The sequence below is a fragment of the Chromohalobacter beijerinckii genome (assembly GCF_023061185.1).
GTDB classification, from domain to species: Bacteria; Pseudomonadota; Gammaproteobacteria; order Pseudomonadales; family Halomonadaceae; genus Chromohalobacter; species Chromohalobacter beijerinckii.
Genome location: NZ_JAKGAK010000001.1, coordinates 402705 through 423636 on the forward strand (window position 1 = coordinate 402705; position 20932 = coordinate 423636).

At 61.8% G+C, this 20932-nt stretch carries 19 protein-coding genes; 7 read left to right on the forward strand and 12 right to left on the reverse strand.

Translation table 11 applies throughout. The features are described 5' to 3' along the window. The first annotated feature begins 193 nt into the window (after positions 1-193). The 3 genes from L1075_RS01815 (at position 194) to L1075_RS01825 (ending at position 3180) form a co-directional block, all read left to right on the forward strand. Positions 194-1585 carry a YcjX family GTP-binding protein gene (locus L1075_RS01815; RefSeq protein WP_075369641.1) on the forward strand — a complete coding sequence of 464 codons (1392 nt, stop codon included), beginning with the start codon at positions 194-196 and terminating at the stop codon, positions 1583-1585. After that, the gene (locus tag L1075_RS01820) at positions 1582-2625 is read left to right on the forward strand and encodes a YcjF family protein (protein ID WP_040244048.1); all 1044 of its coding nucleotides are present in this window, start codon (positions 1582-1584) and stop codon (positions 2623-2625) included. The genes L1075_RS01815 and L1075_RS01820 overlap by 4 nt, the downstream gene beginning before the upstream one ends. 114 nt (positions 2626-2739) lie before the next feature. Beyond that, positions 2740-3180, forward strand: a complete 441-nt coding sequence (locus L1075_RS01825) for a universal stress protein (RefSeq protein ID WP_246939455.1) — start codon at positions 2740-2742, stop codon at positions 3178-3180. 45 nt (positions 3181-3225) lie between these two features. Here the strand turns inward: L1075_RS01825 and L1075_RS01830 are convergent, their stop codons facing one another. From L1075_RS01830 to L1075_RS15835, 5 genes are all read right to left on the reverse strand, one after another. After that, positions 3226-4311 (reverse strand): AI-2E family transporter, encoded by a 1086-nt coding sequence (locus tag L1075_RS01830; RefSeq protein ID WP_143333961.1) that lies wholly within the window; start codon positions 4309-4311, stop codon positions 3226-3228. Between the two features lie 41 nt (positions 4312-4352). Then, the gene (locus L1075_RS01835) at positions 4353-5165 is read right to left on the reverse strand and encodes a Cof-type HAD-IIB family hydrolase (protein WP_040244055.1); all 813 of its coding nucleotides are present in this window, start codon (positions 5163-5165) and stop codon (positions 4353-4355) included. Between the two features lie 252 nt (positions 5166-5417). Beyond that, positions 5418-6680 carry a M20/M25/M40 family metallo-hydrolase gene (locus L1075_RS01840; protein WP_246893801.1) on the reverse strand — a complete coding sequence of 421 codons (1263 nt, stop codon included), beginning with the start codon at positions 6678-6680 and terminating at the stop codon, positions 5418-5420. Between the two features lie 155 nt (positions 6681-6835). Beyond that, positions 6836-7411, reverse strand: coding sequence for a chalcone isomerase family protein (locus L1075_RS01845; RefSeq protein ID WP_246893802.1), 576 nt, complete (start codon positions 7409-7411; stop codon positions 6836-6838). After that, on the reverse strand, positions 7408-7704 hold the full coding sequence (locus L1075_RS15835) for a DUF3833 family protein (RefSeq protein ID WP_139312394.1): 297 nt from the start codon (positions 7702-7704) through the stop codon (positions 7408-7410). Before L1075_RS15835 ends, L1075_RS01845 begins: the two co-directional genes overlap by 4 nt. Positions 7705-7761: 57 nt before the next feature. Here L1075_RS15835 and L1075_RS01850 point away from each other — a divergent pair, with 57 nt between their 5' ends. Together L1075_RS01850 and L1075_RS01855 are read left to right on the forward strand one after the other, a co-directional pair. Beyond that, on the forward strand, positions 7762-8385 hold the full coding sequence (locus L1075_RS01850; RefSeq protein WP_217693998.1) for an O-methyltransferase: 624 nt from the start codon (positions 7762-7764) through the stop codon (positions 8383-8385). A gap of 65 nt (positions 8386-8450) precedes the next feature. Beyond that, on the forward strand, positions 8451-9191 hold the full coding sequence (locus L1075_RS01855) for a dienelactone hydrolase family protein (protein ID WP_075369638.1): 741 nt from the start codon (positions 8451-8453) through the stop codon (positions 9189-9191). 160 nt (positions 9192-9351) lie between these two features. Here L1075_RS01855 and L1075_RS01860 read toward each other — a convergent pair whose 3' ends face one another. After that, positions 9352-10347 carry an MBL fold metallo-hydrolase gene (locus L1075_RS01860; protein ID WP_246939458.1) on the reverse strand — a complete coding sequence of 332 codons (996 nt, stop codon included), beginning with the start codon at positions 10345-10347 and terminating at the stop codon, positions 9352-9354. 154 nt (positions 10348-10501) lie between these two features. Here L1075_RS01860 and L1075_RS01865 point away from each other — a divergent pair, with 154 nt between their 5' ends. After that, positions 10502-11437, forward strand: coding sequence for a LysR family transcriptional regulator (locus tag L1075_RS01865; protein WP_075369636.1), 936 nt, complete (start codon positions 10502-10504; stop codon positions 11435-11437). Between the two features lie 131 nt (positions 11438-11568). Here the strand turns inward: L1075_RS01865 and L1075_RS01870 are convergent, their stop codons facing one another. Beyond that, a complete protein-coding gene (locus L1075_RS01870) occupies positions 11569-12351 on the reverse strand; it encodes an alpha/beta fold hydrolase (RefSeq protein ID WP_075369635.1) in 783 nt (260 codons plus the stop codon). Positions 12352-12462: 111 nt separating this feature from the next. Here L1075_RS01870 and L1075_RS01875 point away from each other — a divergent pair, with 111 nt between their 5' ends. Next, positions 12463-13356, forward strand: a complete 894-nt coding sequence (locus L1075_RS01875) for a LysR family transcriptional regulator (RefSeq protein ID WP_075369634.1) — start codon at positions 12463-12465, stop codon at positions 13354-13356. Between the two features lie 94 nt (positions 13357-13450). Here L1075_RS01875 and nagE read toward each other — a convergent pair whose 3' ends face one another. From nagE to L1075_RS01900, 5 genes are all read right to left on the reverse strand, one after another. After that, the gene (gene nagE / locus L1075_RS01880; protein WP_075369633.1) at positions 13451-15130 is read right to left on the reverse strand and encodes an N-acetylglucosamine-specific PTS transporter subunit IIBC; all 1680 of its coding nucleotides are present in this window, start codon (positions 15128-15130) and stop codon (positions 13451-13453) included. 80 nt (positions 15131-15210) lie between these two features. Then, on the reverse strand, positions 15211-17709 hold the full coding sequence (ptsP, locus tag L1075_RS01885) for a phosphoenolpyruvate--protein phosphotransferase (protein ID WP_246939460.1): 2499 nt from the start codon (positions 17707-17709) through the stop codon (positions 15211-15213). A gap of 109 nt (positions 17710-17818) precedes the next feature. Further along, complete coding sequence (locus L1075_RS01890; RefSeq protein WP_246939462.1) at positions 17819-18841, reverse strand: SIS domain-containing protein; 1023 nt, start codon at positions 18839-18841, stop codon at positions 17819-17821. Further along, positions 18838-19980, reverse strand: coding sequence for an N-acetylglucosamine-6-phosphate deacetylase (gene nagA, locus L1075_RS01895; RefSeq protein WP_246893807.1), 1143 nt, complete (start codon positions 19978-19980; stop codon positions 18838-18840). Before nagA ends, L1075_RS01890 begins: the two co-directional genes overlap by 4 nt. Positions 19981-20109: 129 nt before the next feature. Then, on the reverse strand, positions 20110-20850 hold the full coding sequence (locus L1075_RS01900; RefSeq protein ID WP_075369630.1) for a GntR family transcriptional regulator: 741 nt from the start codon (positions 20848-20850) through the stop codon (positions 20110-20112). Between the last annotated feature and the right edge of the window lie 82 nt (positions 20851-20932).

Here is a 20932-nt window from a genome sequence, read left to right on the forward strand (position 1 = left end):
GACCATTTTAGTCCTCTATGGATTCGATGTGAAGAGAGCCGGCGAGTTCGCGGCTTCGAACGCTATGTTAGCGTCAAGATAACGACCGTTCGCATCAATAATGACAATTATTACCATTTGAGAAGACTATTGGCTCTTGCCTTGGGCACGATTCACCCGCACATTCGAGACAGAACTTCAGTCGGATACCGTAATGCGACGTCACCTGACCCAGGAACTGCACAATTTCATCGAGCGCGGCCGCGACCGCCAACTGCGACTCGCCGTAACCGGCCTTTCCCGAGCCGGCAAGACCGCCTTTCTCACCTCGCTGGTGCATCAGTTGCGTCATGCGGGCCTGGAAGCACGCCTCGATCTGTTGCGCGCCGCCCGCGAGGGCCGCCTGCTTGGCGCCCAGCGGGTCGCTCAGCCCGACCTCGGCGTGCCACGTTTTCCCTATGACGCCGCCATGGCCTCCCTCGACGGCACACCACCGCACTGGCCAGCGCCCACGCGGGGCATCAGTGAGCTGCGCCTGACCATCAAGCACCGCACACGGCGCGCCCGGGGCCTGCTGGGCGATACGGCGACGCTCACCCTCGATCTGATCGACTATCCCGGTGAATGGTTGCTCGACCTGCCCCTGCTCGAGCACGACTTCCTCAGTTGGAGCGAGGCACAGCAGACCACCATGGGCAGTGAGCGCCAACGCCTCGCCGCGACCTGGTTGAGTGCCGCCGAGACCCTAGCCCCGGACGACGAAGCCGACGAAGGCCAACTCGCCGAGATCGCCAGCCATTACGCCGACGCATTGCGCGCCTCGCGCGAGGCCGGCTTCGCCGATCTGCAACCGGGGCGCTTTCTACTCCCGGGCGATCTGGAAGATGCGCCGGTGCTGCAATTTTTTCCGCTTCCCGGCGTGCGCGAAGCCAACCGCGCCGAACTCGACGCCTTGCCCGAGACAAGCGTCTACAAGACGCTGGCGCGGCGCTTCGACCATTATCGCCGCCACGTGGTCAAACCGTTCTACCGTGACCATTTCCGGCGCTTCGACCGCCAGATCGTACTGGTCGATGTGCTGGGCGCGCTCAACGCCGGTCCGGAACGCTTCGAGGATCTTTCCCGGGCGCTGAGCACCCTGATGCGGAGTTTCGATTACGGCAAGCGCAGCCTGATGAGCCGATTGTTCTCGCCGCGCATCGATCGTCTGGCCATTGCCGCGACCAAAGCCGACCACGTCACGCCCGAACAGCATCCCAATGTCGTCGCCTTACTCGAATCCCTGCTTGCCGAGCCACTCAAGGATCTGCGCTATGCCGATGTGCCGGTGAAGGCGCTGTCCTTGGCGGCGGTGCGTGCCACCGAGCCACGCGAAGTGGATAATGACGGCCAACGCCGCCCCGCCCTACGTGGTACCACCCTGGAAGGCGAAGACGTACTGCTGTTCCCCGGCGACGTGCCGTCCCGCTTACCTGAGCACGACTTCTGGGCTCGCCAGGGATTCGATTTCACGGCGTTTCGGCCTCCGCATCGCGACACGCCCGAACTCCCGCACGTACGCATGGATGCAGCGCTCGACTGGCTGATTGGAGATAAATTGAAATGAGCGAGCCGCGCCCCGGACAACGTTTTCGCGTCGATCCTGAGTCCCCGCCCCACTTTACGGCTGCCCCCGAGCCTGGGGAACGCTTTCCCCCGGAAAGCGCTTCTCATCCGCTCGCCACACAGGATAGCGCGCCGGACGTGCCACTCGAAGCCAGCCTGGGCAAACCCCGCAAGCGCCGTTGGGGGCTCATGGCTCTACTCGGCGGCTCCCTAGCGCTAGGCAGCCTGGAAGTCGCGCGTCATCTGTATATCGCCACCCTCGACGGCGACTGGCTGGCAGGCGCCTGGAGCGCACTGGGTATCTTGGCGCTGGGCTTGGGTGCCGTGGCACTATTACGCGAGCTATGGCGTCTGCGGCGTCTGAAGCGGCACACCCGATTGCGTGACCAACTCGACGCCCCCGAAGAAGCAACGCCCCAGGACATGCAGACGCTCGCCGAACGCTTGCGGCGCCAAATGCAGCTAGGCGACGACGACCCCCACTGGCGCGCTTTTCAAGCCGCACATCAGCCGCACCACGACGCTCAGGAAACACGTACCCTGCTGGCGCACCACCTCCTGGCCCCGCGCGACCGCCAGGCACGCCGGTTGATCGCGCGCATGTCCGGTGAAACCGCCGTCATGGTCGCCGTTAGCCCGGTGACATTTTTCGACATGGCCTTGATGGCGTGGCGCAACATCGGTCTGATCGACCGCCTCGCCGCGCTCTACGGCCTGGAGCTCGGTTACGCCAGCCGCCTACGTCTATTTCGCGCAGTGCTCTACAACATGGCCTTCGCCGGCGCCAGCGAGATTGCCACGGACGCCGGGATGGACCTGCTCTCGATGAACGTGGCCGGCAAGCTTTCCACCCGCGCCGGCCAAGGGCTCGGCGCAGGCCTTCTCACCGCGCGGCTCGGCTTGCGCACGCTGCGCATGACACGCCCGATCCCCTTCGACGAGGGCGAAGCCCCGCGCCTCGCTGACCTGCGCCGCGAACTCTGGCAGCGCCTGCGCCGGCTGGAAACACAAAGCGATAACCAACAATCCACATCGTCTTGATCCAGATCACGATGAGGCACGTACTGGGCAACTAGGCTAGATTGAGTGCACTCGTAATCGCGTCCAAACGCATCGCAAGTGCCGACTTTAATGCCAGCACATACGGAGGTTGCCATGTACTCGACCATCGTGGTTCCTGTCGACGGATCGGAAGCAGCCAGCACGGCGCTCGATATCGCCTGCAAGCTGGCCAGCGCCGACGGTGCGCGCCTACATATCCTGCATATTCCCGAATCGCTGGCCCACGACACTCTCCTCGTCTGGGGCGTGGGCGCGGTCCCCATGGAAGCCAGCGCCGAACAACTCGAGCGCGCCGGCCGGCAACTGCTCGATGCTGCCACTCAGGCTGCCAGCGAACGTGGCATCACCGATGTCGAAGGCTCGCTACATCAGGGCGATCCGGCACGGGTGATCATCGAACAGGCCAAGACGCTGAACGCCGATGCCATCGTCATGGGCAGCCGTGGCTTGAGCGACATCGCCGGGCTCGTCGTCGGCAGTGTCTCGCACAAGGTTTCGCACACCGCCCCCTGCCACGTGATCAGCGTGCATTGATCTACCTGTTGTCCGCCAACCATTGCGAATCAATGCCGGCCACCCTTATTTGTCGGTGGCTGGCTTGAGTGTTCGCTCAAGCGCATGCCCTCTCTGCTCCAGCCAGCCTTTCACATACAAGCGATGGATAAGCACCATACCCAGCACGACCAGCGGTTCGGCGACCAACACACCTATCAAACCAGCGACCAACCCTAGCCATACCTGCATCACCAACAAAAGCCCAGGTGGAATACTCACCGCCTCGCGCTGGATGAGCGGCGTGACCAGGTAACTTTCCAGCGCCTGGATGCCGACATACAGCACGGCCACATGCAGCATCGCCGTGGAATCGATCGAGAACGCCACCAGCAAGGCAGGAATCGCCGACACCACCGGCCCCAAGTAGGGAATGAGCGATAAAAATGCCGCGAGAAGGCCGAGCGACAACGCCATGGGAATACCCAGCATCCAGAGGCCAGTGCCGACCAGCACTCCCACGACGGACATCGACGTGAGCCTGCCCAATAGCCACCAGGCAAGCTTACGCTTGATGACATCCATTAGGTCGGCAGCCCCTTCCCGCCGAGAAGGCGTGATGAGCCGCAACACACCGGCTTTATAAATGGCCGGGTCGAACGCAATGAACAGCCCAATGAATACCACCACCACTACATTGAGCAATGCTCCCAGCGTGGTCGAGAAAACGGTGGAAACGCGTGCGGACCAGTTGCCCAGCACATTCTCGGACGACGAATTATCGCTTACTCGTTCGATAAACTGCGATCCCAGCGGCCACTGGCCTATCGTTTGTTTCAAGTCGGCCAGCGAGTTGGGCAGTGTCTTGGCAAGCTGTTCGAATTGCTGGCTGATACTGAAGGCAAAGTTCACGCTGAAGGCGGCAAACAAGCCAGAAACGACGAACAATACGACCACCAATGCCCAACGCCGAGAGAGGAAACTGTGACGGCACAACCAGCCTGCCGGCAGCGAAAAGGCCAATGCCAGCAGCAGCCCGACGAAGACCATCAGCAGAATTCTGAAACCGAACCAGAGTGCGGCCAATATCGTCATGGTGACAGCGACTATGCCGGCAGCGATCCAGACTTTACGCGCATATTCGCTCATATAGTGGTGCGTCGGCTCTCCCACGAATGACACTCCTTGTCATGCGAATATGAATGAAACTCGGCTTACTTGGCGATGACCTTCAACTCGAAAAACTCCTGCAACAGCTGTGCAACACCGAACGGATGATGGTGACCGATCCGCCTGGCACCGGGTGCGCGTCTCGGCAAATCCGGGTGGGCGTTTTCCACGATGAAGCCGTGGCCGGCCAACGCCAGCATCTCAGCATCATTGAGGTTGTCGCCGAACGCCAGGCAGCGCGATGCGGGTAGCTCCAGATGCGTCAACAGACGCTCCAGCGTGGCGCCCTTATTGACACCTTCCGCCATGATTTCCAGTGAGTGGGCCATCGAATAGGTCACATGTACCCGTGTGCCCAGCGCCTCGTTGATGCTCTGTTCCAACGACGCCAGCGCGACGGGATCGCCGATGCACAGCACCTTGCCCACCCCATTGCCATCGTGCGCCTCGAGGTCGGCGACGCGGTAGTGGAACCCGGTATGCGCGTGCAAGGCCTTCAACTCCGGCGCCGACGCATCGATCAACCACTCGTCGCCGGTATACAGATTGAGCCGAATATCAGCATCGCGTGGCAGCTCGACCAACGCTCGCACCAGCTCCGCCGGCACCCACTGTTCGGCGATCAAGCTATCGTCGGGCGCGTAGAGATGTGCCCCATTGGTGCTCAATATATAGGCGGGCACGCCCAGTCGGCGGCGGAACGCCGTGATATCGTGAAAGTGGCGACCCGATGCCAGCGCCAGATGATGGCCCTCGGCGGCCAAGGCCTGAAAGGTCTCGATGGTCAATTCATCGAGATCGTGCTCGGCATTGAGCAGTGTGTTATCCAGATCCGTGACAATCAGATGAGGCTGCATGCGGCTTCCCGGTTGGTTCTCGACACCCCAAGGTTACCGCATATCGGCCTGAAGTTGGGGACTGGCGTTAGCGCCACGTACTGTTGGTCAAGGTGCATCTCACAACAGGACAGCCCCATATGCAGAACGCGCGATATCGACGACTCCAACGCCAGTGTGGCCGATCATTCCGTGCTTTGTCCTTGAGTCGCCCAACTGTTCAGCATTTTCTTCGTGCGGAGCATGGCGGATAAATGCTGAACAGTTAAATGCCTAGAGAGAGCTATTCTCATCACCTTCATCGGGCTTGGCCGAGCCTTGGTGCTCCAGCGGCGTGGCCCGGTCGAGACGCGGATGGTTGTCGAGAAACTCGCGGTGCGGGTCGTCGAGGGCGTCCAGCGCCTGGAGGGTGTACGTCAGCGCATGGATCGCCGCCAGCACGTCCTGAGTATTGCCGGTCTCGGAGATGGTGTGCATGTTGCGGATCGGGAAGCCGATCGAGGTGGCAGCGCAATCCACCGCGGCCAACACGCCGGCCATGCCGTCGGTGCCGGTGTCGACGCCGACCATGTCACGCTGCATCGGAATGTCGTGCTGTTTGGCGGCGCTCTCGATGATCCGGTTGAGCTGCTCGCTGGCGATCGCGCCCACCGCCATGGTGAAGCCCTTGCCCATTTCCAGCGGCTGCATGCGTCGGTCGCCGATACCGGGTGCCGCCACGTAGTCGTGATTGACGTCGACGCCGATCAGTACGTCCGGTTCGAGCTCCCCGGCCAGCACACGGCTGCCGAAGCGGCCGATCTCCTCGTAGCTGGCAATGGCGAACATTACGCGCACCTGCCGGGTGCCGCCCGCCTCGGCGATCAGTCGTGCGACCTCGCTGGTGACGAAGCAACCCAGGCCGTTGTCGAGGTAGGCGCCGTAGAAGGTGTCGGGGCTGAAACCGGAGCGGATGGGACGATCCATGATGATCGAATCGCCGGGGCGCACGCCCAGATTCAATACCTGCTGCTTCTTGTTCTCGCCATGGATCTGCAGATCCAGGTAGATCTGCTCCTTCTTGATGCCCCGGTCGCCCGAACGCACCGCCGGGTCGGCGAAATGAATGGCGCCCAGCGCCTCCACCGTACCGCCCTGGATCACCCGGTAGCTGCCGGGATTGTCGGGGTCTTCGCTGAACAGCTTGACCTCGTGGCCAATCAGCACCGTGGGCAGGAAGGAGTCGGTATTGATCCAGATCTTGCCGTCGTCGCCGATCGAGCGCACCTGCATGCGAATCTTGTCGGCGTGGCCGATCAGCATCACCTTGAACATGTCGTCGCGGCCGGGATGGGTATCCAGCACCACGCCGGCGTGGCCCTGGTACTGATGAAGCTGCCAATCGCTCGGCGCGAACGACTCGAACTGCGGCTTGAGCACGCCGTAAGTCATCGCACCTTCCAGCCCCACCGGGCTGGGCGCATCGAGGATCTCGCGCATCAGCTTGAACTGCTGCTCCGGCATGGGCCGGTTCCAAGGTTGATTCGTCTCGCTCATTGAGGCTCTCTCTTGCGGATTCATGGGATATATGAGGCCAGTCTGGCAGATTTCAGGCCACTAACTGAAGCCAAACATCACGAGGCTCTGCACGACACTGCGGCGTCATGGGCGTGGGCGTCTACGCGTCCGTTCGGCTCCAGGCATCTGCCACGTCAGTCCGTTCGTGAGAGCAGCGCGGCACGCAGCTCTTCCGACAACGGTGGCTCGGCCAGCCAGATACCGAAGTAGGCACGCGCCAGCTCAACGTCATCCGACTCGAAGCGCTTATCACCGTTCAGACTCAGGCTCAGTCGTGGCACGTCTGGATTCCAGTCAAGCCGATAGCGGTCACCATCAGTGGCATCGGTCATTGCATTCTGGATCGCCTCTATCTTGGGGCGAATCGCCTCGCGTGCCTTCACCGCGTACTGTTTGTCCAGAGTGGCCCAAGTCGCCTCGAGAATATCCGCCACGTCCACATCGCGCCGATACTCGAGAAGCAGACTCATCGGCATCTCGGCGTTGATGATGGCATCCTGGCTAGCATTAGCCGGTGCATAAAGAGCCGCGTCATATACATCCCAGAACATATAACTGGCAGTGCCTGCCCCTTGCAAAACGAGTTCAGTCCCATCCAGTGACTTTTCAGCCGCAAACGACGCCGCGAGGGCTGAACTACCGCCCCAACCAATCATGACTGCCAGTCCCAACCCTTGGACGAGGCCGGTTAAAGCAGCGCGCACCGTCATGACGAACCTCCGTCTGGATTAGACTGGGTGAAAAACAGCGTAACCTCTCCAACCTGGATACCGAATTTCGTCACGGTCGCCCGGTGAATCACCACATCCTCGCTCTGACAGATCATCCAGTCATCATATCCAGATCCGTGACAATCAGATGTGGCTGCATGCGGCTTCCCAGTTGGTTCTCGACACCCCAAGGTTACCGCATATCGGCGCGCCTCGCGTCGCCTGGAAAAGATGTACAGGCACAGTGAATCAAGCCGGTTTGTATTACCATGGCCTGTCGTACCGATGATCATCCTCTAAACCTGCACTACTCGCTCATCGTAGGTGGGCGGCTTCTCCAAGGAGACTTCATGGCTAACTTCGACCCCCGGCTCGATATGAACGATGCCATGCGGCATGCTCTCGGCCTCTATCACCAGCGTATCGAAGAGGAAAAGCAAGGAAATGGTGGCCCACATCGCCATATGGCGGTAGGGCCAGCAGCCGGTCGTTTCATCAACTTGCTGGCCAGCAGCCTCGACGCACCGCACATTCTCGAGTTGGGCACTTCTCTAGGCTACTCGACGCTCTGGCTCGCCGATGCCGCCCGCGCTACGGGCGGCCGAGTGACCACGATCGAATTGGAAGCAGAAAAATCTGCGATTGCCAAGGAAATGGCCGAAGGCGCGGGGCTCGTCGAGTGGGTCGATTACCAAGTGGGAGATGCCCTGGCCTTGATCGACGGCCTCGACGGGCCCTTCGACTTCGTGCTCGTCGACCATTGGAAGGACCTCTATCTCCCGAGTTTCGAGGCCTTTCGCGACAAGCTCGCTCCCGGCGCCATCCTGGTGGCCGACAACATGATCCGTGGCGGCGGTGGCGATAGCAGCGGCCAGGCAGAATACGCTGCCGCCGTCCGCGCCATGCCGGGCATGACGAGCGTGTTGCTGCCGGTGGGCTCAGGGCTGGAAGTCAGCCGCTACGAACCTGCCTAGGCAGCGAAACAGGGCCCGTCGCCCTTGACGACATCCATTCGCCATCGACAACCCGGAGCTCATCCATGTCTCGTGCTATCGAAATCCCCGCCGCAGACGGCACTATCGACGCGCATATCTTCATGCCCAATAACGCCGACGGCCCTCTACCGGCCGTGGTACTGTTCACCGATATCGGCGGCCTGCGCCCCTGCTATCACGAGAAGGCTCAGCGAATCGCCGATGACGGCTATGCCGTGTTGATGCCCAATGTCTACTACCGCGATGCAAACGGACACATCGTCCCGGAGGGCAAGTCCTTCCGCGATCCGGATGTGCGCCCGACGCTGCTCGAATATGCCGGCCATCTCACTCCCGAGGCACAGTCCCGCGACTTCGCCGCCCTGCTGAACTGCATCGACAATGAGCCCGAGTTCGGGGGCGGCAAGATCGGCGTGGTCGGCTATTGCATGACCGGCGCCTTCGCGCTGCGCATGGCGGCCGAACATGCCAATCGCGTGGCTGCTGCAGCCGGTTTCCATTCGGCGCGACTGGCCGAGGCAGACGACCCGAACAGCCCTGTGAACGTCGTCGGCAATATCGAAGGGCGCGTCTATTTCGGCCACGCCGACAAAGACGAACTGCTGCCCCCAGAGCAGATCGCTCGCCTGGACGAAGCCCTCGCCACCGCCGGCGTGCACTTCACCACCGAGCTCTACAAAGGCGCGGCCCATGGCTTCACGGCCAAGGACGCCCCTTCCTACGACGCAGCCGCCGATGACCTGCACCACAAGCGACTGGCCCTACTTCTGGAAGAGACGCTGTAGGGAAGCGTCGAGAGGTGCGGCGAGGGACCCAAGACGTAAGTCGAGCAGAATCTTTATAAGATAGGCAGGACGAGATGGAAAAATTTGATGTAGATTCCATCTAAACCCTGCCTATCGTAACCACGATGTAAAGTGAAAGCCTGAGCGCCTACTTTTTAGATTACTCCGTTGCCGTCACTTTTCGATTTCCATAATTGATAGGCACCCACTCATAGCCCTCTCCGACCTTGCGAATATGACCGATGCCAGGGAACGGCATATGCGGCACGGCCACCAAGTCCCGATGCTTGGCAAAGTCGGCGAAGGCTGCTGTGCGGACTTTCCTCGCTTTCTTCTGATCGACGTCATAGGCAATCGTCACGGACGGATCAGGGAGTTGAACAGCCGCTACATGAACGATGTCGCCGGTGAAGGTAAGGGTCTGACCCTCGCTTTCCAATGTGAAGAATGCACTGCCCGACGTATGCCCCGGATGAAGGGAGGCGGTCAAGCCTGGCAGTACTTCGGTAGTTTTATCGAAGGTGTCGATCTTCCCGGCTTTGACATAGGGTTCGAGGATCGTTTCAGCCTGGTCAAAGTAATGCTGATCGTAGTTGGCCTGTTCTGCATTTTGAGGATCCAGGAAAAAGTCGACATCCGGTTTACCAACATGGACCATCGCATTGGGAAAAACGCGCTGGCCATCACGAGTTAGTCCGCCCATATGGTCGGAATGGACGTGGGTGAGTAAGACATCCGTGATCTGTTCGGGTTTTACGCCGGCCGCCTGCAAGCTCTCGATCAGCTGACCACCGAGTTTTGAACCGAAGAGTTGACCTACGCCGGTATCAACGAGGACAAGCTTGTCCCCTAGCTCTAGCAAAAATGCATTGATGGAAACCTCGACGGGATTGGTCAGGTACGCCTGCGCCAAGCGTTCGTCGATCTCCTTGTTGGTGATGCCGTGCAGAATCTTGTGAAGGTTCTGCGGTACGCTGCCGTCGGAGAGAGCCGTTACCCGGACGCTGCCAATAGTGAAGGCATAAGTATCGGCGCCTTCATCCTGTTGGGCGATCCCCGGGGAGTGATTCAGAGTGGCGGTAGTGGCTGCAGAGACGGGTCCTGCGGCTGAAAGACCCAGCAGTAGGGTGGAAAGTATGAGTGAACGTATCATCATGAGTCTGTCTTCCTGTTTCAGGTAGGTGTCAGAGACAGATCATAGGGGCCGGCGGGTCTAGCGAGAAAACGATGCCGGTTATACCTTGCATAACCCTCACGAATACTCATGCCCACGCTCGAAGTGAGCGAGGCTCCACAAAAGACGTGCTTTCATGCCCGACCGTTTGAATGATATCGATATTGGTCTGTTGATGGCCTTCGAAGCCCTGATCCAGGAGCGCAACGTCAGCCGCGCCGCAGATCGTCTAGGAATCAGTCAGCCGGCCCTTTCAGGGCGATTGACCCGTCTGCGGGCATTGTTCGGCGATCAGCTTTTCGTACCGGTGGCGGGTCGGGGTGTCATGCCAACGCCACGTGCCCAAGCATTGGGCGAGACATTGCCCCGGCTCTTGGGGCACCTGCGCGAGTTCATCGGGCATTCTCCCCATTTCGATCCGTCAGAGAGCGACCGGACGTTCGTGCTGGCAGCTTACGATAACCCTGCCGTCATGATTGGCCCCGACCTTGTTACGGCCTTGAAGCGAGTGGCGCCCCATGCCCGGATTACGTTCGTGTTGCCGGATCCCGAAACGATCACCCCGGCACTTGATCGCGGGGACGTGGATATGGTCATCGGACTGCCCCGTACGGCAGACGAGGGCCTGATTGGCCGGACACTGTTTTCCGATCAGTTCGTCACGGCACAGCGCCGGGGCCATCCACGGGGAAGTCAGCCGGTCACGCTGGACGAGTTTTGCGCCGCTGAGCATGTAGTGGTGTCGAGCGAGGGCGGGGGCTACGCGGGGCCGGTGGATCGTGCATTGGAGGCGCTGGGTCGGAAACGGCAGGTTAGTCTATCGGTCCAGAGTTATGCCCTAGCGCCGATTGTCATGGCGGACAGCGATCACCTGTGTACGTTGCCCGGCCGCTTTCTCCAGCGCTTTGAATCCATGTTGGACCTGTTCACGCCACCGATGGAGATGGATTCATTTGAGCTTTATGCGCTTTGGCATCCACGCATGCGGGACGATCCAGCTCATCGGTGGTTTCGCGACCTGGTCGTTGAAGTCAGCGAGGGCATGAGCGATCGTTCCGCGACAAGATGCTAACCATACACTTAGGGGCATTTCTTGCCGGGTGGCGACGCCATCGATGCCGTAGAAACATGCCTTGTACTCGTATGTGGCAAGTAGCTGTGAAAAGGCCCCAATGGTGGGGCCAGGCACGAATAGTATGCGTATTATCCTCGATGTTCGTTTAGCCACCGCTGTATATGCCCTGCGACTTCCACTGGCGCTTCCAGCGGCAGCAAGTGGCCGATGCCCGCCAGTTCATGTGTTTCCGGGGTCGGTAGAAAGGGCACGAGCCGGTCGGCGAGCACGGCTGGAGGATCGACACGGTCGCACTCACCGATCAACAGCAGCGTCGGCACATCGATGCATCGTGTCGTTTCGCTGATATCTTCGAGCATCGCCACTGCCGGCCAGGCGGTCTTGGCCGCCGGATCGCCGGCCAAACTGTCGGCAATGGCGCGTTCGCGCACCATCCCGGCGAGCGGCGTCTCCGTGAGCACATGATCGAGTGTCTCTTCGACACTCGCGCGGCTGTCATAGGCCGATTGCATAGCAAGACGCTGAGGCTCCGGAACATCCATTGGCAGGGCCGGAGACGATGCCACCAGCACCAGCTCCTTCAGCCAGGCCGGCCGCTGGCCCGCGAGATACTGGGCAATCTTGCCACCCATGGAATGACCGACCAGTACGACATCACGGAGCTGACGTGCTTCGATCATCCCGCCAACCGCCTCGGCCAGATCCGCAATCCGATATCCACTGCGCGACGGGCCAGACTGACCCCAGCCTGGCAGATCCGGCATGAGGCACAGGTTCCGCTCCCCAAGTGCCGCCGCTACGTCCATCCATGTGCGGCCAGAACCGCCCCAGTAGTGAAGAAACACGAGCGTGCGCTGCCCAGCGCCATGCTCCGCGACGTGAAGAACGGCGTTGTCTGTTTCGATCGTCATGGTTTGTACTCCGAATAGGTAAGCGGAGCTAGCATCATGAAGGCGATCGCCAGATGATAGAATGAGATAAATATGAGTTGGCGTCGATCATTAAGCGATGGAATAACAGGCATGGATCGTTTTCGACAAATCGAGATATTCATCGCGGCGGTCGAGCACGGCAGTATTGCTGCAGCCGGAAGAGCCCTGGGACTGTCGCCTGCCATGGCCGGCAAATACCTGAGCGCACTCGAATCGGCACTGGGAACACGACTCTTGCACCGCAGCACTCGCGCGCTGTCGCTGACCGATGCCGGCCAGCAATATCTGGCGGCATCAAAACGAATCATGGAGGCGCTGGCCGAGGCAGACGCCGAAGCACGCGATGGCCGCAGCCAGCTTGCAGGAGAGATCCGACTGGGCGTACCCCGTGCCTTCGGCACCCAAAAGCTGCCGCCGATGCTGGCTGCGTTCTGCAGGGCCCATCCGCAGATCACGTTGAACCTGCACACGGATGAGCGCTACGCCGATCTGGTCGATGGCCGGCTGGACCTTGCCGTGCGCATCGGGCAACTCCCAGATTCGGCTTTGTATACTCGACCACTCGGCAGTATCCACATGGGCCTGGGCTGTGCGCCCGGCTTGCTCGGCGCCCATGAACGGCAAGAAATCTCGCAAATCCGCCGGTTACCGCGATTGGTCTTCACGGCGGCTCGCTCGCCCGGCGACTGGATGGTGCGCGATAGCGAAGATCGCGCGTACGCCATCGACGGCCCAGCCGCTATGCGCTCGGATGACATCACCTTGCTGGTTCATGCGGCGACCGAAGGCCTGGGTATCGTGTACGCGCCGATGTTTGCGCTCGACGAAGCACTGGAAGATGGCCGTCTGATACAATTATTAGCCGATCATCGAACGACGCAACTCGGCCTGCAAATCGTCTATACCGATCGCCATCACCAGCCCGCACGAGTTCGTGCCCTGATCGACCATCTGACAGCCTGCTTCCAAGAGAAACGGGCATGATGCAGAAATACGCTCTGGCATAGGCTTTACCAGCCGCAAAAAAGCCGGGCAATTCTGCCCGGCCAAGCTGAGCAGCTCTCATACGACGCTGCTGTCAGCGTTCCCCCAGGCTGGCGGCGACGCCGGGGGCGCGTTCGCCGAGCAGTATGTGGACCAGATCGCCGTCGATGCGTTGAATGCCTTGCGCACCGAGTGTCTTGAGCGCGGCTTCGTCGAGACTCGCGACATCGGCGAGGCGAAGCCGCAGGCGGGTCATGGCCACGGCGGTGGCTTCCTGGACGTTGCCGCGCCCACCCAGGGCCGTCAACCAGTGGTCGAGCTGTTCGGCACTCAATCGCACCACGCTAACCGTATCCGATCCGCTACCCTCACTGACCGCTGGAGCTTCACTCGGCGCGGCGCCTTCGGCACTCATCGCGGCGCGAATCTCGTCGGCAACGCCGTCGGCTATCGGTCCGAGGATTACCTGCAAGCCACCGCCGCGTAGGTGCAGCACGCCACGTGCACCGAGCTGCTTGAGCGCCGGTTCATCGATGGCTTTGTCGTCGACGAGCACCAGTCGCAGGCGCGTGGTGCAAGCGCCCACGCTGGTCATGTTGGCTGCCCCACCCAAGGCATGCACGAAAGCTGGGCCACGCTCCCCGAGATCGGTCGGGGCGCTAGTGGCACCTGCGGTTTCCGGTTCGCGCCCTGGCGTGGGTAGATCGAAGCGTACAATCGCCCAGCGAAACACCGTGTAATACAGCGCGAAGTAACAAAGCCCCACCGGAATCATCAGCCAGCCGTTGGTCGAGAGCCCGTAGGAAAGCGCGTAGTCGAAGGCACCAGCCGAGAAGGTAAAGCCAAGTTTGACGTCGAGCAGGTTCATGAGCACCAGCGAGAGGCCGGTGAGCAGCGCATGCAACACATACAAAAACGGCGCCAGGAACATGAAGGTGAACTCGATCGGCTCGGTGACGCCGGTCAGGAAGGCGGTCAACGCCAGCGATAGCAACAAGCCACCGACCTGGGCACGACGACCCTTGGGCGCAGCGTGATACATCGCCAGCGCCGCCGCCGGGAGGCCAAACATCATCACCGGAAAAAAGCCCGCCATGAAGCTACCCGCGCTGGGATCACCCGCAAAGAAGCGGTTAAGATCGCCGGTCGCGCCATCGAAACTGCCGAACACGAACCACACGAAGCTGTTGAGTACGTGGTGCAGCCCAGTGACGATCAGCAAGCGATTGAGCACACCGTAGACGAAAAGCCCCAGATCGCCGGCGTCGATCAACCACTGGCCGAGGGTGTCGATGCCGGTCTGGACCGTCGGCCAGATCACCCCGAAGATCATCCCTAGGATGACCGCAGCGAGCCCGGTGACGATCGGAATGAAGCGCCGCCCGCCGAAGAAAGCCAAGTAATCGGGAAGCTTGATGTCCTTGAAGCGGTTATAGAGTAGACCCGCCACGGTGCCGATGATGATGCCCGACAGCACCCCCATGTTGATGTCTTCGTTGAGCGTGTGCAGGACCGCATCGAGTACCAGATAGCCGACGACTCCCGCCAGACCGGCGGCGCCGTTACTGTCGCTAGCGAAGCCCACCGCTAGGCCGATGGCAAAAATCAGCGCCAGATTGGCGAAGATCGCATCGCCGGCATTGGCGATGAAGGAAATATCGAGCAGGTCTGGCTGCCCCAAGCGCAGCAGCAGACCGGCAACCGGCAGCACCGCGATGGGCAGCATGAGCGAACGACCCAGTTTCTGTAGGCCGCCCATGATATCGAGTCGCATGATCGTTTCTCCCACTCTTGTTGTTGTCCAGAATGTCGTTGTTCCGAACGGGCGCGTCAGGCGGTGACCAGTGCTTCCAGCTAGGACTTGAGCCGCTCGCGCACCATGGCGCCGTCGTCCAGATCCAACCAGGCCGACAGCTGCTCGGCGAGTGCGCCAGCGTCTAGCTCACGCAATGAAGCCTTGACCGCCGGCACGCGGCTTGGCTCCACCGAGAGTTCGTCGACACCCAGAGCCACCAGCACGGCCAATGCCAACGGATCGCTGGCAGCGGCGCCGCACACGCCTACGGGGCAACGTCCGGCAGCGCCTTCGACGGTTGTCTTGATCAGCCGCAATACCGCCGGATGCAGCACATCGAGTTGTGCTGCGAGGCCGGGGTCTTCGCGATCCATGGCCAGCGTGTACTGCGTCAGGTCGTTGGTGCCGACCGATAGGAAATCGGCCTCGGCGGCGAGGCTGGCAGCACACAGTGCGGCCGAAGGCACCTCGATCATCACTCCGAGCTGCGGCAGTCGACTCACGCCCAGTTCCCCGGCCAGCGTTTCAAGCCGTTGGCGCAACGCCCGTAACTCTCCGACGCCACTGACCATCGGCAGCATGATGCGCAGTGCATCGAGGGGCTGGAGCGCGAGTAAAGCGCGTAATTGACTCTCCAGAAGTTCGGCGTGGCTAGCCCACAAGCGAATGCCGCGCACGCCCAGGGCTGGATTGGCAACGCTGGGCAGCGGTAGGTAGCTAAGTTGCTTGTCGGCGCCAATATCCAGCGTTCGTACGACCACCGGCTTGCCGCCTAGTGCATCGAGCGCGGCCTGATACTCATCGCGCTGCTCGTCGACGCTCGGCGCGCTTTCACGGTCGAGGAACAGGAATTCGCTGCGCAGCAGGCCGATACCGTCGGCGCCCTCCTCGGCGGCGATAAACGCCTCGGCGCCGCCGGCGACGTTAGCGCAGACCTCGATAGTGCGCCCGTCACGGGTCGTCGCAGGCTGTCTTGCCGACTCGCGGGCAGCGCCTCGAGCCCGCTCGCGCTCAGCGATGCGCTCGCGCATGGCCTCAAGACTGGCGCTATCCGGTTGCGGTTCGAGCAGGCCGCGTTCAGCATCGAGAATCGCCATCTCTCCTTCGGCCGCCTCCAGCATCGCGCCCATCGCCACCAAACATGGCAGGCCCCGGGCACGGGCGAGAATCGCCACGTGCGACGTGGTCCCCCCCGCCACCAAGCAGATGCCCGCCGGACGCTGAGCGGCCAAGGCCGTCAGTTCCGACGGCGTCAGATCGTCGGCGATGATGATGGTGTCGGCCGGCACCTGTGGGACACTCGGCGCCGCCCCCAGGTGCGCCATCACTTGACGCTGTAGGTCGCGCAGGTCGGCAACTCGCGCCGCCAGTAGTTGGTTGCCAGTCGCCTGCAGACGCACCGCTTCATCATCGAGGGCCTCCTTCCAGGCCTGCCCGGCGCTGCGTCCGCTGTCGATATAACCTTCGGCGGCCTCGCGTAGCGCCGGATCATCGAGCCAGGCCAAGTGCGCCTCGAAGATCTCGGCTTCACTGCTTCGTGCGCTGCGCTTGGCTTGCTCCAGCGCCGTCTCGAGCGAATGACCGACGTTCTCCAATGCCACGCCCAGCGCCTCGCGCTCATGCGCCGGAACGCCTCCGACTTGCGGCACTGTGGGTAATGCCGCCACATAATGATGCAGCGGCCCGACCGCGAGCCCTTGGCTGGCGACGAGCCCAGCCAACTGCCCTACCCCAGCCTCGGCGACAGGCACTTCGGCCGTACTAGCTACGGGATCATCGGCCTCGGCTTCGCTCAGCAGCCGCTCGGCGTTATCCAACGCCGCCGTGGCACATTCGCCTCGCGCGATCAGCGTCACACGATCGCCGTTCACCAGCCCTAGATTCATCAACCGGCTCAAGCTGCGCGCATCGACGTGCGTTTCGCCGTGGACGAGTTCGAGATCGACATTCTGTTCGTGGGCGATGGCGCGTAGCCGAGCCGCAGGCCGCGCGTGCAATCCAGTCGCCAACCCCAGCGTCACCTCGCGGGTCGCTTCACCTATTCGCCGGGGCGTCGCGTCGCCGCCATCTGGCGCATCCCAAGACGTGGGCGGCTCGAGACGCATGATCGACTCGCCCTGGCGCACCGTGTCGCCACTGTGCTGTGTACTGAGGAGTGTCAGACGCCAACCGGACGGTTCGGCGATAATCAATGGCGTGATCAGGCTCATCGCCTGCTGGGCGACTTGGTCGGCATCGAAACGCAATAACGGCGCGCCGACCTCGACCCTTTGACCGGCCTCGACCAGCAGCTCGATGCCCGCACCGTCGAGATTGACGGTATCCAGCCCCAGATGAATGAGCAGCTCGACGCCACCCGCACTGCGAAGCGTCACCGCGTGGGCGGTACGTGCACAATGCACGATCTCGCCGTCGCAAGGCGCATGCAGCGTGTCGCCGAGCGGATCGATGGCCATGCCCTCGCCGAGCGTGCCGCCGGCAAAGACCGGATCGGGCACCGCGTCGAGAGCGACGAGCACGCCATCCACCGGTGCCTGAATATCGAGTGATGAAGCCATGTTGCCTCCGGCATTGTTGTTGTAAAGAACGTCGCTGTGTCGCTGTAGAAAAAGACGTTTAGAAAGAATCGTTGTCGCGCATCGTTTGGCTGAGAGCGATGGACGACGCTCAGCGGGTACGGGTCACCTTCTTGAGATGACGCGGTTGATCGGGATCGCTACCCCGTGCCACCGCTAGCTGAGCGGCCATGACGTAGAAACTCTGGATGACCGACAGCGGCTGAAGCGCCGCATGGCCGGCATCGGTGACTGTCAGCTCACGCTGGGCAACATCTTCGTCGGCAGCCAGCAACACCAGCGCGCCGACACTTTTAAGCCACTCGGCGAGCTCAAGTAGGCCGGCCTGCTCGGGTCCCGGTGGGGCGAATACCAGCACTGGGTAGCCGGGGCCGATCAACGCCATCGGTCCGTGCTTGACCTCGGCACCGCTGAATGGCTCGGCCTGGAGGGCGCAGGTCTCCTTGAACTTGAGCGCCGCTTCCTGGGCGACGGCCAATCCGGCGCCGCGCCCTACCACCATCAACTTGTCGGCATCGCGCAGTGCCTCGATGGCCGGCGACCAGTCCTGCTCAGCCGCCACGCGCAGCCGTGCGGGTAGTGCCTCGAGCGCAGCGAGCAATTCACGATCCCGGTTCCAGTGGCCGAGCAACTGAGCGCAGGCCGATAGCGTGGCCAGGTAGCTCTTGGTCGCGGCAACACTGCGCTCCTCGCCGGCATGCAGCGCAATCTCGCGATCGCTGACCTCACCCAACGGTGACTGGGGCGTATTGACCAGCGCCAGCGTCTGGGCCCCGCCAGCGGCCAGCGCTTTTTGGGTCTCGATCAGATCGGGGCTCTGGCCGGACTGCGAGATCGCTAGCGCCAGCTGGCCGTCAAGCTTCCACGGCGCCCGCGCCAGAGTAGTCAACGACGGCGGCAGCGAGGCCACCGGAATCCCTCGGCTCTGCATGCATAGATAGGCGAAGTAACTGGCAGCATGGTCGGAGCTACCGCGCGCCACGGTGACCACACCCTGTGGATCGCACTGGCGTAGCCATGCACCGAGCTCGGCATGCGACTCGGCGTTGCGCGTCAACTGGTCGGCGATGCGCTCGGGGGCGCTGCGCGCTTCGCTGAGCATCATCGAACTCATACGTCGTCTCCTGGGCGGGTCGTGGGGGCGTCTTCGGGATAACCCATAGTCACGCTCTGGCCCTCGACGTAGACACAGTCGACGGCCAGGTCGCGATCGAGCACGACCAGATCGGCGTGACAGCCAGCAGCCAACCGGCCGCGATCATGCAGACCAAGAAAGTCAGCAGGATGGCGCGATACGCGCTCGCTGGCCTCGGCCAGTGATAGGCCGATCTCGACCAGATTGCGCAGCGCCTGATCCATGGTCAGGGTACTTCCGGCGAGCGTGCCGTCGGCTAGGCGCACCCCGCCTAGACATTTGGTCACCGCCTGCTCGCCAAGCCGGTACTCGCCATCGGGCATGCCGGCCGCAGCGGTCGAGTCGGTGACGGCATAAAGACGCGGGATGCTTCGGAGCGCGACGCGAATCGCCCCGGGATGGACGTGCAACAAGTCGGGGATTAGCTCGGCGAAATCGGCATGTGCCAAGGCGGCTCCCGCCATGCCCGGATGACGATGATGCAAACCGGTCATGGCGTTATAAAGGTGGGTGAAACCGCAGGCGCCATGCTCCATCGCCGCCACGCCCTGCTCGTAGGTGCCCAGGGTATGCCCCAGTTGCACGCGCACGCCGCGCTCGCTCAGGTGACGAATCAACGCGTAGTGGCCGGAAAGCTCCGGCGCCAGAGTCACCAGCCGAATCGGCGCCAACGCACACAGCGCATCGATCTCGGTGATTTCACCAGGCCGTGCATAAGGCGGCTGAGCACCGAGCTTACCGGGATTGATATAGGGCCCCTCGAGATGTACGCCGAGTATGCGTGCGCCCTTGCCGGGTGACTGCTCCATCAAGGAACCGATTTCGCCAAGTACGTGGCGTATCTCGGTGTCGGTGGCGGTCATGGTCGTCGCCAAAAGGCTGGTGGTGCCGAAGCGCGCATGGGTACGCGCCAGCGTGGTCACCGCCTCGCCGCCTTCCATGGTGTCGGCGCCACCGCCGCCATGCACATGCAGGTCGATGAAACCGGGCACTATATAGGGCGCATCGTTGTCTGCGGGATCGACCGGTGCGCCATCGATTCGCGCGATACGTCCATCGCGCCAGTGAACCTCGCCCAGACGCCAGCCCTCGGGGGTGAGGATGTTGCCGTAATGCATTGGCTTACCTTTTTAACGCGCCCACAGACGCGCGTTCGCGTTGGTTATCGAGCCCGGTGCAGCTCTGCTTTCTGTCTACCGCGCCCGAAGACGCGCGGTTTCTTATCGAGCCCGGTGCAGCTCGGTTTTTTATCGAGCCCGGTGCAGCTCGACCATGAAGTCGTAGTAATCGGTGCGGCAGTAAGTAATGGTCAGTTCCGCCGGGGTGCCATCGGCGAGGTAACCAAGGCGGGTGACCTTGAGCAGCGCCTCGCCTGCGGACACTTCGGCTAAAGCGGCCAGTTCGGTGTCGGCATTGACGGCAGTCAGGTGTTGCAGGGCGCGTTCCACCGTCTTGCCGCGCGCTTCCAGCGTCGCGTAGAGCGACTGCCCGACGTCTTCCGGCTCAGGCAGTATCGATTCGGGCAGGCAGCTTTCCTCGACCGCCATCACCACGTCGTCGGCTAGGCGCAGACGCTTGAGACGCGCCACCTGAGTGCCGCCTCGCAGCCCGAGGCGCAAGGCCTCTTCGGTACTCGGCATGCCCAATTGACGAGACAGCCAACGCGAACGGGGCGTGAAGCCACGCTGCGTCAACAACTCAGAAAAACTCGTCAGACGCGTCAGTGGCTGGTTGAAGCGTGGTGCGATGAACGTGCCTGAACCGTGCGTACGCCGGATCAGGGCCTGCTCCGCGAGTCGCTCCAACGCCTTGCGCGCGGTGATGCGTGACACTTCCAGCGTCTCGGCCAAAGCGCGCTCGGAGGGCAAGGCCTCGCCGGCCTGCCAGGCTCCCGCTTCGATGGCATCACCCAACTGCCGCGCCAACTGATGATAAAGCGGCGTCGCCAGGTCGGGGTCGAGTGTGATCCGAGCAAAACGCGGGTCCATGAAAGCGGTCTCTTGGTCTTCAATACTTGATAACCAATATAGATCCTCTTTAATACCAGTCAAATACCAATTGGTCTTATAG